The 15,508-nt window shown below is 63.7% G+C and carries 8 protein-coding genes; 3 read left to right on the forward strand and 5 right to left on the reverse strand.

Annotated elements, in window-relative coordinates:
* Positions 1–553: hypothetical protein (locus LLH00_16460; protein MCE5272873.1), on the forward strand; the 553-nt coding region annotated here is incomplete at its 5' end.
* A 250-nt stretch (positions 554–803) separates the two neighbouring features.
* Here the strand turns inward: LLH00_16460 and LLH00_16465 are convergent.
* The 5 genes from LLH00_16465 to LLH00_16485 all read right to left on the reverse strand — a co-directional run bounded on the left by LLH00_16465 (position 804) and on the right by LLH00_16485 (position 9,582).
* On the reverse strand, positions 804–2,237 hold the full coding sequence (locus LLH00_16465; GenBank protein ID MCE5272874.1) for an efflux transporter outer membrane subunit: 1,434 nt from the start codon (positions 2,235–2,237) through the stop codon (positions 804–806).
* Between the two features lie 2 nt (positions 2,238–2,239).
* Positions 2,240–5,413 carry an efflux RND transporter permease subunit gene (locus LLH00_16470; protein ID MCE5272875.1) on the reverse strand — a complete coding sequence of 1,058 codons (3,174 nt, stop codon included), beginning with the start codon at positions 5,411–5,413 and terminating at the stop codon, positions 2,240–2,242.
* A 12-nt stretch (positions 5,414–5,425) separates the two neighbouring features.
* Complete coding sequence (locus tag LLH00_16475) at positions 5,426–6,616, reverse strand: efflux RND transporter periplasmic adaptor subunit (protein MCE5272876.1); 1,191 nt, start codon at positions 6,614–6,616, stop codon at positions 5,426–5,428.
* Positions 6,617–6,970: 354 nt separating this feature from the next.
* The gene (locus LLH00_16480; protein MCE5272877.1) at positions 6,971–7,594 is read right to left on the reverse strand and encodes a TetR/AcrR family transcriptional regulator; all 624 of its coding nucleotides are present in this window, start codon (positions 7,592–7,594) and stop codon (positions 6,971–6,973) included.
* A 317-nt stretch (positions 7,595–7,911) separates the two neighbouring features.
* Positions 7,912–9,582 (reverse strand): Gfo/Idh/MocA family oxidoreductase, encoded by a 1,671-nt coding sequence (locus LLH00_16485; protein ID MCE5272878.1) that lies wholly within the window; start codon positions 9,580–9,582, stop codon positions 7,912–7,914.
* 484 nt (positions 9,583–10,066) lie between these two features.
* On the opposite strand from LLH00_16485, the gene LLH00_16490 reads away from it, so the two are divergent.
* Both LLH00_16490 and LLH00_16495 read left to right on the forward strand, forming a co-directional pair.
* The gene (locus tag LLH00_16490) at positions 10,067–13,729 is read left to right on the forward strand and encodes a GHKL domain-containing protein (GenBank protein MCE5272879.1); all 3,663 of its coding nucleotides are present in this window, start codon (positions 10,067–10,069) and stop codon (positions 13,727–13,729) included.
* A 12-nt stretch (positions 13,730–13,741) separates the two neighbouring features.
* On the forward strand, positions 13,742–15,193 hold the full coding sequence (locus tag LLH00_16495; protein MCE5272880.1) for a sigma-54 dependent transcriptional regulator: 1,452 nt from the start codon (positions 13,742–13,744) through the stop codon (positions 15,191–15,193).
* Positions 15,194–15,508: the final 315 nt, after the last annotated feature.

The following is a 15,508-nucleotide window of genomic DNA, read 5'->3' on the forward strand; positions in this document are numbered from 1 at the left end:
CTGGGCCTCGGACCACGAGTCGATCATGGCCAAGTCTCTTTTCTGCGCCGGGACCACCTGGCCGGGGGTGTATTTCGCCGAGGACCGTGTGGCGCTGGACATCCTGTGCGCCCGTCCGGAGGTGGACCCGGAGCGTGTCGGCTGCGGCGGGCTGTCGGGCGGCGGGATGCGCACGGTGTTCCTGGGCGGGCTGGAGCCACGGATCAAGTGCGCGTTCTGCGCCGGGTTCATGACCACGTGGCGGGATTTTCTGCTGAACAAGTCGTTCACGCACACCTGGATGACCTACGTGCCGCTTCTGCCGCACGAGCTGGATTTTCCGGAGATACTGGGGCTGCGGGTCCCGCTGCCCACCCTGGTGCTGGATGACCTGGATGACGAGCTGTACACCGTGCCCGAGATGAAGCGCGCCGAGAGCATCCTGGCCGAGGTTTACGCCAAGGCGGGAGCGGCCGGGAATTTCAAGTGCTCCTACTATCCCGGGCCGCACAAGCTGGACGTGCCGATGCAGGAGGAGGCGTTCGACTGGTTCGACCGCTGGCTCAAAGCCTGAGCGGTGTTCTTGCTTGGGTTGCGTGTTTTGGCCGGGGCAGACTTTGAGAGGCCTGTTGAAGCTTCGGTCCTCTGTAGGGCCCGGCGCGCCGTGCCCCTGCGTCAGGCGCAACCGAAGGCACACCGGAAATAGTAAAAACTCTGCATCCCTGTAAGTTCTCAGTGTATGCACCCAGAAACAAAAAGGCCGGGAACCGGCTTTCCCCTCAATCCAGTGGGAGAGCCAGGTTCCCGGCTTCTTTTGTTCAGGTCTATTGTTTCTGCGCCGTCTCGGCCTGGTCGCCGCCGCCGCCCAGCACTGCATAGAGCCGCACGTTGCTGCCAACCTTGGCCAGCTGAAGGGAGACCAGCCCCTGCTGCGCGGCGAACAGCGAACGCTGGGCATCCAGCACGCTCAGGTAGCTGTCGATCCCCTTTTCGTAGCGGACGCTCGCCAGGCGGTAGGTCTCCTGCAAGGCCTCGACCAGCGCCTGCTGGGCTGTCACCTGGCTGTCCACTGTGCCGCGCAGGGCCAGGGCATCCGCCACGTCCCGGAATGCACTCTGGATCGTTTTCTCGTACTGGGTCAGCACGATCTTGCGCTGCACGTTGCTGGCCTTGAGCGCGCTCCAGATACGGGGGTCGAACACCGGCAGCGTCGCCGCCCCGCTGTAGTTCCAGGTGTCGTTCCCGGACTTGAACAGGTTCGACAGCTCGTTGCTGGCCGTGCCCAGGGCCGTGGTCAGGGAGATGCGCGGGAACAGCGCCGCGCGCGCCGCCCCGACATCGGCGTAGGCCGCCTTGAGCATGTCCTCGGCCTGCATGACATCCGGACGGCTGAGCAGGACCTCCGAGCCCAGCCCGGCCGAGATATCCTGGGGCGGGCTTATCCGGCTCAGCCCGGCGGGGAGCAGCCCCTCCGGCACCTCGGCGCCAGCCAGCAGGTTCAGGGCGTTGAGGTCCTGCGCCACCAGTTGCGTGTAGTGGGCGATGTCGCGCCGCGCCGACTCCACCGGGGTCTGGGCCTGACGGAGGGTGAGGCGGTTCGCCAGGCCGACCTCGTAGCGTTTCTGCACCAGTTCGTAAGCCTTGCTCTGGGCTTCGAGCGTACTCTGCGCCAGGGCCAGGTTCTCACGGTCGGCGGCCAGGGCCAGATAGGTGTTGGCCACGGACGAGACCAGCAGGGTCTGGGAACTGCGGCGGGCCTGCTCCGAGGCCATGTACTCCTGCAGGGCGCGGTTCTTCAGGCTGCGGATGCGGCCGAAGAAATCGAGCTCCCAGGAGGTGATGCCCAGGTTGACATCGTAGCGCTCGGTGGTCCGCGGCTGGCCGGGCTGGGTCAGGTCGGCGGAGGCGTTCTGCTTGCCGGCTCCGGCCGAGGCGTTGAGCGACGGGAACAGCTCGTTGCGCTGGATGCCATACAGCGAGCGCGCCAGCTCCACGTTGAGCGCCGCCAGGCGCAGGTCGCGGTTGTTGTCCAGGGCCAGACTGATCACCTGCTGCAGGCTCTGGTCGGTGAAAAATTCCCGCCAGCGCAGGTCCTGGGCCGAGGGCGCACCCGCGGCTGCCCCGACCGCCCCGTAGGCGTCGCCGCTGGGCCATTCGGCCGGCACGGGCGCCGCGGGGCGGGAGTACTTGGGGGCCAGCGTGCAGCCGACTGCACCGAACGCCAGCCCGATTGCCAGAAGAAGCACCTTCTTATTCATGATCACTCAGCTCCCGGATGAAAGGAACCAGCGTTCTCATCCGCTGGGTGTGAATTGCCTTTGCCGAAGACTTTCTCGATCAGCACGTAGAACAGCGGCGCGAACAGGATGACCAGGACCGTGCCGGTGATCATCCCTCCCAGCACCGAGGTGCCGATGGCGTTCATCGCGCCGGCGCCCGCGCCGCTGGTGATGGTCAGGGGCAGCACGCCGAAGCCGAAGGCGAGCGAGGTCATCACGATGGGCCGCAGCCGCAGCTTGGTGGCTTCCAGGGTCGCCTCGATCAGGCCGAGGCCCTGCTCCCGCCGCGCCTTGGCGAACTGGACGATCAGGATCGCGTTCTTGGTGGTCAGCCCCAGCGTGGTCAACAGCCCGATCTGGAAATATACATCATTGGGCATCCCCCGCAGCATCGAGAAGACCACCCCACCCAGGGCCCCCAGTGGCAGGGCCAGCAGGATCGCGATCGGGATGGGCCAGCTTTCGTACAGCGCCGCCAGGCAGAGGAATATCACCAGGATCGAAAAGGCGTAGAGCATGCCGGTCTGGGACGAGGCCTGGCGTTCCTGGTAGGAAAGCCCGTTCCAGTCGTAGCCGATCCCCTGGGGGAGCTTGGAGGCTATCTCCTCCATGGCCTGCATCGCCTCGCCGGAGCTGCGTCCGGGCGCCGGCTCAGCCCAGATGTTCAGCGAGGGGAAGCCGTTGAACCGCTCCAGGCGCGGCGAGCCGGAACTCCAGTGCGTGGTGGCGAAAGAGTTGAAAGGCACCATCGCCCCGGCGGTGTTGCGCACGTATAGTTTCTCCAGGTCGGAGGGCAGACGGCGGTACTGCGAGTCCGCCTGGACGTACACGCGCTTGACCCGCCCGGCCTGGATGAAGTTGTTCACATAGGCGCTGCCGAAAGCCGCGGACAGCGTGTTGTGGATCGAGCTGACCGGCAGGCCAAGGGCTCCGGCCCGGTCCCAGTCCACATCCACCCGGAACTGCGGCACGTCCTCCAGACCGTTGGGCCGGATACTCGCCAGCCGCGGGTCCTGCATCGCCATGCCCAGGAGCTGGTTACGCGCGCCCATCAGGGCGGCGTGACCCAGTCCGCTGCGGTCCACGAGCTGGAAATCCACGCCCCGCGCGTTACCCATCTCGACCACGGCCGGGGGTGGGAAAGTGAAGACCATGGCCTCGCGCATACCGGATAGGGCGATCATGGCCCGCTGGGCCACAGCCGAGGCGCGCAGGTTCTTGTGACGGCGCTCGTGCCAGTCCCTCAGCTTGACGAAAACCATGGCGTTGTTCTGGCCGCGGCCGGAATAGCCGTAACCCACGATATTCATGCAGGAGGTCACGGCCTCTTTTTCGTTCTGCTCGAAATAACGTTGGACCTTGTCCGCCACATTCTTGGTCTGCTCCAGGGTCGAACCGGTGGGCATGATGATCTGTGTCAGCAGCATCCCCTGGTCCTCATCCGGCAGGAAGCCGGTGGGCATTCGCATGAACAGGAAGCCCAGTCCCACCACCAGCACCACGAACGCCAGCAGGTAGCGCAGTTTCCTGGAGAGGGCATGCCCCACCAGACGGATGTAGCTGTCCCGGAAGCGGAAGAAGCCCCGGTCGAACCAGAGGAAGAACGGCCGCAGGAACGATATGGCGCCCTCGGCGGCCTCGTGTCCCTTGGCCACCGGCTTGAGCAGCGTGGCGCACAGCACCGGGGTCAGGATCAGGGCCACCAGCACGGACAGCAGCATCGAGGCGGCGATGGTCACCGAGAACTGGCGGTAGATCACGCCGGTGGAGCCGGAGAAGAAAGCCATCGGGCCGAACACCGCGGCCAGCACCAGACCGATGCCGATCAGGGCGCCGGTGATCTGCTCCATGGACTTGGCCGTGGCCTCCCGCGGCGAAAGGCCTTCCTCGCCCATTATTCGCTCCACGTTCTCCACCACTACAATCGCGTCATCGACCAGTAATCCGATTGCCAATACCATGGCGAACATGGTCAGCATGTTGATCGAAAATCCGAACAGCCCGAGCACGGCGAAAGTTCCCAGTAGCACCACCGGCACGGCAATGGTGGGGATCAGGGTCGCCCGGATGTTGCCCATGAACAGCCACATCACCAGGAACACCAGGATGATGGCTTCGATCAGGGTCTTGACCACCTCGTCGATCGCCACCCGCACGAACGGGGTGGTATCGTAGGGGTAAACCACTTTCATGCCCTGCGGGAAGTAGCGGCTCATCTCCACCATCTTGGCTTTGACCGCGTCCGCCGTTTCCAGTGCGTTGGCGCCGGGCGCCTGACGGATGGCCAGGCCGGAGGAGGGTTTCCCGTTGTAGAACGACTTGACGTCGGCGGACTCGCTGCCCAGCTCGGTGCGCCCCACATCCTTGACCCGCACCACCGAGCCGTCCGGATTGTTGCGCACTGGGATATCGGCGAACTCCTCCGGGGTCTGGAGCAGGTTCTGTATGATGATCGAAGCGTTCAGCCGTTGGCCGGTCACCGAGGGCTGGCCGCCGAACTGGCCCGCCGAGACCTCGACATTGTAGGTCTTGAGCGCCGCGACCACATCCTCCACGGTCAGGTGGTAGTCGGTCAGCTTGTCGGGATCGAGCCAGACACGCATCGAGTACTGCGAGCCGAATATCATCACCTCGCCCACACCCGGCACGCGGGAGAGGACCTTTTCCAGGTTCGACTGGGCGTAGTCCTGAAGGTCGGCGCTCTGCATGCTCCCGTCCTCGGAGACCAGGCCGACGATGATCAGGAAGTTGCGGGTGGATTTGCTCACCGACACGCCGGTGCGCTGGACCACCTCGGGCAGGCTGGACATGGCCAGTTGCAGCTTGTTCTGCACCTTGGCCCAGGCCAGGTCGGGATCGGTGCCGGGCTTGAAAGTCAGCTCGACGCGGGCTGATCCGGCGGCATCGCTCGACCCGGACAGGTAGAGCATGTCATCGAACCCGGTCATTTTCTGTTCGATGATCTGGGTGACACTGTTTTCCACGGTCTGAGCCGAGGCCCCGGGGTAGAACGCGTCGATGGCGATCGACGGCGGAGCGATCGGCGGGTACTGCGAGATAGGCAGATTGTGGATGGCCAGCGCGCCCGCCACCATCATCACGATGGCGACGACCCAGGCGAAGACCGGCCGCTCCAGGAAGAATTTCGATAACATCGCACGCCTCCGTCAGTGAGCTTGAGGCGCGCTCTGGGCGCCGGTTTCGTTATTGGCCGCGTACGGCGTCGCGGTGACTTTCATCCCCGGCCGCACGCGCTGGAGACCATCGACCACCAGGCGTTCCCCCGGGGCCAGCCCGTCTATCAGCAGCCACTTGTCGCCGATGGCGCGGTCCAGGGTGAGGGGATGGATCTGGATCTGGTCCTGCTCGTCCAGCACGTAGGCGAACGGGTTGCCTTTCGCGTCACGCATCACCGCGGGTTGCGGGGCCAGCACCGCGGCCGGGTTGTCGCCCTCCTTGATCAACGCCCGTACGAACATGCCCGGCAGCAGGATGCCGTCCGGGTTGGAGAACACCGCCCGCAGGGTGACCGAGCCGGTGCTGGGTTCCACGCTGATATCGCGGAACTGGAGCGTCCCGTCCAGAGGGTACTGGCCGTCATCGGACAGGAACAGCTTCACGTTCTGCTGGCCGTCGCCGTTCTGGTTGAGACGGCCTGCGGCCAGACGGCTGCGCAGACGGGCCAACTCGGCCGTGGACTGCTGGACATCCACGTAGATCGGGTCGAGCTGCTGGATCGTGGTCAGGGCCAGGGGCTGATAGGCTGTGACAATTGCGCCCTCGGTCACGCTGGATTTGCCGATGCGTCCCGAGATCGGGGCCGTGACCCGGGTGTAGGCCAGGTTGATGCTGGCGGTCTGCAGCATGGCTTTCCAGTACTGGATGTCGGCCTCGTTCTGGGTCAGGGCCGCCGCGGCGTCATCAACGTCCTGCTGGCTCACCGCCCTGTCGGCCAGAAGCTCCTTGTAGCGTTCGGCCCGGGCCCGGGTGGCGGAAAGGTTGGCCTCGGAACGTCCGAGGGCCGCCTTGGCGTTGTTCAGGGCCGCCTGGAACGGGGCCGGGTCGATCTGGTAGAGCACCTCGCCCGCCTTTACATCCGCGCCCTCGGTGAACAGCCGTTTCTGGATCAGGCCGCTGACCTGGGGACGGATCTCCGCGATGCGGAAAGGAGTCGTCCGGCCGGGAAGCTCGGTGGTCAGGGTCACCGGCTCGGTACCCACGGTGATGAAAGAGACTTCCGGCAGGTGCGCCGGACCGGACTGTGTCTTTTTGCACCCGGCCCAAGCGAGTAAGGACAGCAGAACCGCTGCCGTCGAAATCCATTTCATGGATTGTTTGAAAAACCCATCGAACTGCATCAGAAACCCTCCGCTGAATGTGACTTACCGACTTTGGTGCACAGGACCGCCGGGCGTCTGCCCTGGCCGGTCGAATTTTCCATCCGGCGCTTTTTTCTGCCGGTGCTGATAGCTGATCCGGTAGCTGATCCGGTCCCCCCTTCATCCCAGGATGAGAGCGATGTTGCAAGGAATAAAATCGAGCTTGTCCTGCCGCCCGATTCAAAAAAACGTGCCCGAAATAAATACACTCCAGTCCGGACGGCCTTGGCCTGCTGCGGCTCCGGGCAGGAGTCTGAACTCTGTTGTCGGCGCGCGGGGGAAGTCCTTCTCGATTGAAGATATGACCGGCTTTCCAGGCTGCGCGGCAATTGCTCAGGAGACTTTTATTCTTTCAAGGAACAGGTTGAAAACGGCCTCGATATTTTTCGAAAACGGGTGCTGCTCCGGGTTTTCCAGCCAGAGGAACAGGAACGCGTTGGTCAGGCTGTCCAGGGCCACGGCCATGTAATAGGGATCGAGCAGGCCCTTGATTTTGTTTTTGGCGATGGCGTTTTCGAACACCGCGGCCAGCTTATGCAGGAAATGCTCGTAGTTCCCTTTCATTTCACAGTCCAGCCCGGCCTTGACATTGACCTTGGCGCCCTGGGTCTCGGTGAAATACAGGCGGATCAAGGCGGCGTTTTCGGAAAACACCTTTTCCTTGGCTTTGATATAACTCTTGATTTTTACTAACTCGTCCTCATCCGAATCGAGGGCCCGGTTCAGCTCGATATGGAATTTCTCGGCCTGCTCGGACACCAGGGCCTGGTACAGGGACTCTTTGTCCTTGAAGAAATTGTACAGGGTGCCCACCGCGAACTCGGCTTTCTGTGCGATCTCCTGCATCGAGACGTTGTGGAAGCCTTTCTGCGAGAACAGCTCGAGGGCCGTTTTGATGATCTCGCCGCGATGGGCCAGTCTCTTGCTCTCGCGAAAGGTGCATCGGGCACTGCACATTGTCGCCCGCCTTTGCTTTCCGGAGTGGATTTACAAACAATGAACGACTCGTCATAAAGTGAATGCAAATTCAAGATATGGGCCGGACGGTCTTTTGTCAAGAGGGAGGGCCTGTTTTCCGCCGACAGCACTCAGGCTCGCGCCCGAGGCAAACAGGGGCGCAACCCCGCACTGAACGTGGATTCCAGCGCCAGGCGACCGACAGGATATGGCGGCGAAACAACCGCGTGTATTGCCGGGAGGGGTATAATCGAAGCGGCTTGAGCTGTCCTCCGGGCGGCGGACCTCGGCCCGCCGCCCGGAGGACACAAAGGCGCTCAGGCCATGAGGGATTGCATAGCGGCCGGGTTGGAGTCGCAGACCAGGCTTTCGCTGCCGCTGTCCCAGCGCACGCGGCTGCCGGTGCGGTAGCTCAGAGTGGCCATATGGGCCGTGATCGCCTCCTGGAACCCGTCCTCGATGTTGCAGAGCGTGTCCTGATCGTTCGCCCGGATATGCTCCAGCCAGTTCTTGTGGTGCAGGTAGGTTATGTCCACCCGCTTGCCGTTCTGGAAATCGTACAGCAGGCCCAGCGACTGGTAGAAACTGGAGGTGGCGGAGGTGAGCGCGTCCAGGCCTTTGCCTGCCGCGCCCGTGAACGAGAGCATCGGCTCGGTCGGCTTTACCTCGCCGTCCTTGAGCAACTGGGCGAATTTCTTGCTTTCCGGGTCGGCGAAGACCTGGACCCCGTTGGTCAGGTCCATGGTCGCCTCGTTGCCCATGTAGATCTGTCCGCGCTGGCGGCCGCAGGCCAGGGTGGCGTTGTAGACCACGGTCAGGCCGCGGTCGGACCACTCGTAGACCACCTGGAACACATCCGGCACCTCGCGGAGGATCCGCGGGACATCCGGGCGTGGGACAGCTCCGGTCGGCAGGGGCGCGTTCGTGTCCAGCGGCTGGCCGTCCGCGGTCTGCATGGCCTGGTATTCCCTGAAATGGTAGATTCCGCCCGAGGCGCTGGCGCTGGCCGGGATGCCGAGCTGGAGGATCATGTTGATCACGTCCATCTCGTGGGTCAAAAGCTGGCCCGACAGCCCGGTGCTGTAGTCCCAATAGCAGGACCAGTTGAAAAAGCGGTTGGGGTCGTAGGGCAGTTTTTCGGTGTTGGCCACATAGCGGTCCCAGTCCAGGTTGCGCGGCCCGGAGGCGGCGCTTTTCGGGCCGTGGGCGGCCGGGACGTTCCTGAACCAGGCCCCGTTGTTGTTGTTCCGGTTCGTGTAGCACTGCACCAGGGTGACATGCCCCAGGATACCGCTGTCGATCACCCGGATCGCATCCTCGTAGCGGGAGCTGTTGCGGTTCTGGTGGCCCAACTGCAGGACAGTGCCCTTGCGGCGCACGGCCTCGCGCAGGTCGTAGGCCTCGCGCACGGAGTGGGTCATGCACTTTTCGACATACACGTGCTTGCCGGCCTCGGCCGCGGCCCGGGCGATGGGGGCGTGCCAGTGGTCGGTGGTGGCGACCACCACGGCATCCACATCCGGCGATGCGAGCAGCTCCTCGTAGTCGGTGTAGGTCTTGGCCTCGCCGCCGGTCACGCTTTTCGCGTACTCCAGGTTCGGCTCGTAGAGGTCGCAGACCGCGCTGCAGCGGATGTTCAGCTCCTTGCGCACCTGTTCGCCGGGAGTCGCACCCGGTTCGAGGTCTTTGTCCAGGACGTATCCGAGCGCGCGCATGTGGTCCTTGCCGCGGCTGCCCACCCCGATGAAAGCGATACCCAGCGTGTCGTTGCGGCTGGGCGTGACCGCGGGTTTCTTTTTCCGGGTGTTCTGGGCTGTGCTCTGGGCCAGTCCCTTCTCGAACTCTTCCATCACCCGCTGACGTTTCTCTTTGTCGTCTTTCTGCTTTTGGGCCACGGACAGGGCGAACGCCCCCAGCACCGGGGTGGTGGCTGCTGCTTTCAGAAAATCCTTGCGGCTCAAGCCTTTGCCGTTTTTCTTCGAGCTCATTTTCTGCTCCGTTTTTGATTGGCTGACCAGAACGACGAGTTGCGGGTGTCCGGCGCGGCCCCGGGGGGGATTCCAGGGGCGGTCCTCGGCGCTGCGGGACCGTGGGCGTTGGGTTTTCCGGACTATACCTCGTGATAATTCAACTAAGTTAGCCTTGATTGGCCGCAGGATCAACAATTTTCTGGGGTTGGGCGGCGGCAACAGCAGCGGGGCCGCGAGTCGGTGGCTCGATGTCGCAGGCTGCGGTCGAGGCCGGGGCTTCCCGGGCGGCTTTGCAGCGCCGTTGCTGCGTAAGACATCATATGTTGGGCATTGGCCCGGTTTTCTTTTATATCTTGACATTTCATATGTCGTAGTATATTCAATCATACCTTGATACCCACAGCGTTATTTATTCAATTAGTTCGCAATGTGGACTTTTTGAAGGTCGCCCAGCATGCGGCTCCCAGCCCCCAGACTCCGTGTCTCCGTCGGCCGGGTTTTAATGATTGTCGGCCTGTGTTGTCTTTTCGCCGGCGAGGCCGCTGGCGAGGGGCTGACCTCGTGGCGTTTTTTCGAGGCCTCGGAGGGCCTGGGGGACACCTGGACAAGCTTCATCACAGTCGGCCCCAGCGGCCGGGTCTGGGTCTCGCACGAGTCCGAGGACAAGCTGAGCTGCCTGGACGGCTGGCCGGTGCCGGACAGCGGGATCGCACATATCTATCCGAGCCCGGGCAGCGATCTGAAAGTCTGCGAAAGCGATTCCGGCCAGCTCTGGTCGGTCTACTCCAAGGGTGTCCAGCTTTTCCGGGACGGCCGCTGGGTGCGCTACCAGATCGACGAGATCACCAACTTCCTTCCACCCAGCGGTCTGCGCGCCCTGATCCCGTTCCTGCCCGATGGCCCTGACCGGGTCTACTACCTGCTGCCCAACCGCCTGATGCTGTTCGATGCCGGCACGGGCCGGCGCATCGTGGTGAAATCGGCCCGGGAGGCCGGCCTCGGCCGTTTCATCGACATGATCTCCGCCCGTCAGGGGGGCATCTGGGTGAGCGGAGAGAGGGGAGTGGCCCGCTTCGAACCCGGCCGTGCGGGCCAGGCGGACCTCTGGCGGGAGTACCTTCTGGGCGCCCTGCCGGTCCAGGATGTGCGCAGCCCGGTCGAGGGCCGTCCCGGCGAGCTGTTCGCCGTGGCCGGCAGCCGCGGGAACTGCCGCCAGGAGATCGTGAGGTTCGACGGCGAGCGCTGGCGTATCATTCCGGGCGGCGGAAGCAACATCCGGAAAGTCTGGCCCGGCCTGGACGGCAGCTACTGGACGCTGCGGGACAAGAACACCCTGGCGCAGGTGGTGGACGGCCGGGTCATGCTGCAGGAGAAAGCGGGCATCCTGTCCGGCAACCTTCACGAGGTGGCGGTGGAGCCGAACGGCGTGTTCTGGCTGAGCACCTCCCACGGCCTGGCCCGCTGCGCGCCCTCGATCTGGAGGACACCCGGCGAGGTGAAAAACATCGACGCCCGGGTGCACGCCATCCACGAGGATGCGGGCGGCAAGGTCTGGTTCGCCGCAGTGGACAGGCTGCTCGTATTTGACGGGAGAGCGTGGAAAAAGTACGCCCTGCCCAGGAACACGGAGACCTATTCCTACCTGACCCAGGCCATCGCCTCGCTGCCGGACGGGCGCCTGGCTATCTGCACCTACCACTATTCACCGTTCCTCCTGCTGTTCGATCCGGGCAAGGAGCGCTTCGAGTATGTCGTTCCCTCCCTTGACGATTCCTCCTCCGCACAATCGAACCGGGTGGTGGGCCTGATCGCTCCGCGCCGGGACGGGAAAATCTGGGTCCAGACCCTGGACTACTGGAATCCCGCCAATTTCCGGCTGGAGCTGTTCGACGGGAAAAATTTCCAGAGTTTCCTGGACCTGGGTGAGGGCTGGAAGATCGGCCGGCCACAGTTCCTCTACGAGACCGAAAGCGGAGACCTCTGGATCGGGGGCTCGGGGCAGGATGGGCTGGGGCTGTACAAGGACGGGCGCTACGAGACTTTCGGGCCGGACAAGGGGTTCCCAGGCGGCTGCGCCTACTGTATCTGCGAGATCGAGCCGGGCCGTATCTGGGTCGGCTGCAAGAACGAAATCTACCAATACGACGGGCAGCAGTGGACGGTCATCCATTCCGGCTTCAACGTGGTCAACTCCATAGTCAAGGGCCGGGACGGGATCATCTGGGTCGCCTCCGGCACCGGGGTCCACCGCTGCCGGGAGGGGGCCTGGGTCACCAACACGGTGGAGGACGGGCTGCCCAACACGGCCGCATACACCATCGCCCAGGACCGGCACGGCCGGGTCTGGGCCGGAACGATCAGCGGCCTGGGCCTGTTCCATCCGGAGGCCGACTCCGACCCGCCCCGGACCATCATCTCCGGGAAAGACAACCTGAAAGAGACCCCGCCCGACAGGGAGGTCCATCTGCTTTTTTCCGGGATCGAAAAATGGAAGCAGACCCGCGCCGAACGCCTGCTGTTTTCCTACCGTCTGGACCAGGGCCCCTGGTCGACTTTCCAGACCGGCAACCTGGCCGTGTTCCAGAATCTGCCCTACGGACGGCATAATTTCGAGGTCCGGGCCATGGACGTGAATTTCAACTACGACCCCGAGCCGGCCGGCTTCGAGTTCCGGGTGCTGCTGCCCTGGTACCGGGAGACCGGTTTCCTGGTCGTGATGGGGGCCAGCGGGACGATCATCCTGTTCCTCCTGGGCTTCGCCCTGCGCCGCCATTTCTTCCTCGAAAAGCTGGTCAAGGAGCGTACCCGCGACCTCCGCGAGGCGAACGTCCAGCTCCAGGACAACTATTCCGAGCTCCAGCGGGCCGAGGCCGAGCTGAAGAAGGAACATCAGCTCCAGGAGGTCATGCTGCAGAACGAGCGCCTTCTGGCCCGGATCGCCTCCAGGCTGAATTCGGCCGCGGCTTTCCACGAGATATTGAACGAGCTGCTGAACATTATCGCCGAGGCCACGAGCGTCAACCATATCGGCCTCTACCGTCTGAACCGCAAGGAAAGGAAAGCCAGCCGGCTGGCCGCCTGGATCGCGCCCGCCAGCAACGGGCGTCTCGATGGGTTGCCGGCCCTGTTTTTCCCCGGCCTGCCCAGCCTGGTCGAGCGCCTGTTTCAGGGCGAGACTTTCAACCCGGCCAGCCTGGAGCGACTGGAACCCGGGGAGCGGGAACAGCTCGAAGGCTGCGGGATCGGCCCGCTGTTCATCCTGCCGCTGCCCATCGCCGAGGGGGTGATCGGCTGCTTCTTTTTCTCGCGCGGCGCGGGCTGTCCCTGGAAACCGGAGGAGGAGGAACTGTTCGGCACCATCGCCGACATCCTGGCCAACGGCTGGCAGCGCTACGAGCACCTTCAGGCCCGCCTGGAGGCGGACCGCAAGAAGACCGAAGCCGTGCAGATGGCCGAGAAATCGGCGCGCATGGCTTCGATCGGCGTGATGGCTTCCGGCATCACCCACGAGATCAACCAGCCGCTCAACTCCCTGCGCATAATCACCGAGGGTGTGCTCCAGGACATGGACCGTAACCTGTCGGTCTCGCAGGAGGAGTACGCCAAGATGTTCCACCGCATGTTCCGGCAGATCAACCGTATCGATGATATCATCAAGCACATGCGGGCGTTCTGGGTCTCCCCGGTGCACATCGCCCAGGAAAGCTTCGACCTGAACAAGGCGGTGAAAAACGCCCTCTCCCTGATCGACAGCCAGATCCGCGCCCACGGGATAGAGCTGACCCTGGGGCTGGTGCGCCAGTCCTCCCTGATCCGCGGCAACCAGGTGCACCTGGAGCAGGTGGTGATCAACCTGGTGGTCAACGCCATGCACGCACTGAACGAGATGCCCAGCGGGGACAAGCTGATCCGGGTGCTGACCCGCAGGCGGGCCGGGTACGCCGTGATCCGGGTCGAGGACAACGGCGGCGGCTTCCCGGAAGGGGAGGAGGAGAACCTGTTCGATCCCTTCTATTCAACGCGCCAGCCGGGCGAGGGGATGGGGCTGGGCCTGGCCATCGTGAACCGTTTCGTCGAGGGCATGGGCGGCACGGTGACGGCCCGGAACAGGAAAACGGGCGGAGCCGAATTCATCGTCGAGTTGCCCGTGCTCTCCGGGCAGTGAAGGAGGAAGCGGATGCGGATACTTCTGGTGGATGACGATGTGGTGGCCCGGGAACTGCTGACCGAGCACCTGGAGAAACGGCTGGGCCATCAGGTGACTCCCTGCGCCAACGGCCTTCAGGCGCTGGAGCTTTTCCGGGAGAGCCCCTTTCCAATGGTCCTCAGCGACATCCGCATGCCCAGGATGAGCGGGATCGCCCTGCTGCAGGGCATCAAGGCTCTGGAAGAGGGCAAGACCGCGGACACCGTGCTGTTGACCGGCTACGGGAACATGAACACGGCCATCCAGGCCCTGCGGGCCGGGGCCTACGATTATCTGCTCAAGCCGGTGAACCTGGTCGAGCTGGAGGCCGTGGTCCTGCGAATTGCGGAGCACCAGGCGCTGCTGAGGAGCAACGACGAGCTGACTCACCACTTCGAGTGCCGGCTGGCCGAGGCCACCTCCGAGACGCAGTCACGGTTCGAGCAGTTGCGCAAAGCCTACGCCGAGGTGATGGGCATCGGCCGGCTGTGTGTCTGCTCCAGGCAGATGCATGAGGTGATGGCCCTGGCCGAGCGGCTGCACGAGGACCGCTCGGTCCCGGTGCTGGTCGAGGGCGAGACCGGCACCGGCAAGGAGTTGGTGGCCAGGTTCGTCCACTATGGCCGGGAGGCCGCCACTACCCCCTTCGTCTCCATCAACTGTTCGGCCATCGCCCCGAACCTGTTCGAGAGCGAGCTGTTCGGCTACGAGGGCGGCGCCTTTTCGGGGGCCAAGCGGATGGGGCAGATGGGCAAGCTGGAGCTGGCCCAGGGCGGCACCCTGCTGCTGGACGAGATCGGCGACCTGCCGCTGGAGATGCAGCCCAAGCTGCTGCGGGTGGTCCAGGAACGCGAGTTCTACCGTGTCGGGGGGCTGAGGAAGATCAACCTCGACGTGCGGATAGTCTGTGTCACCAACCGCAACCTGGCCCGTCTGGTCCGGGAGAACGGCTTCCGCCAGGACCTGTTCTTCCGCCTGAACACGGGCCGGATCTTCATCCCCCCGCTGCGGGAGCGGAGGGATGACATCGCGCCCCTGGCCGAGCTGTTCCTGGAGCAGTATGCCGCGCAGAAGAAGCGCCGCTTCAAGGCGTTCCAGGAGGAGACGCTCAAGGTCCTCCACGGCTTCGACTGGCCGGGCAACGTGCGCCAGCTCCAGAACGCCGTGGAGCGGATCGTGCTGCTCAACGACGAGGAACAGGTCCGTCCCGAGCACCTGGCTTTCCTGTCCTCGGTCGACGGAGAGGAAAACCCGGCGCAGTTCTGCCGGGAGGAACTGGACTGCCTCACCATCACTTTCCCCCCGGAGGGCCTGGAGCTGAAGGAGATCGAGATGCGGGTCATCCACAAGGTTCTGTCCATTTTCGGGGGCAACAAGACCCGGGCCGCGGCCTATCTGGGCATGGCGCGCAATTCCATCCGCAGTTGGATCGACAAGGGTTGATCCGGCCCGGGCGAGGCTTTTTCATCACCGCTTCTTTCCTTCTGCACTGAGCCTGCTGCGCAGGATTTGAGCGCTCAGTTTCTTGTCGCCGCTCAGAAACCTACCGGCGGTCAAGTCCTTTATCTGATTCCGTATATCAATAATTTACAATGGATAACGCTATTACGGGCGTCCAGGGCCGGTCTGGCACCGTTTTTGTCTATACCGGTTCCGAGGGATGGTCTGACATCCCGACAAGCGGATCGGCACAGCCACATACCAAATTCCAGGCTTGGATCGGAGCCGTGTTTCTACCTGCCATTCCACTCGAGAACA

It is taken from the genome of bacterium (assembly GCA_021372515.1).
GTDB lineage: Bacteria > Gemmatimonadota > Glassbacteria > GWA2-58-10 > GWA2-58-10 > JAJFUG01.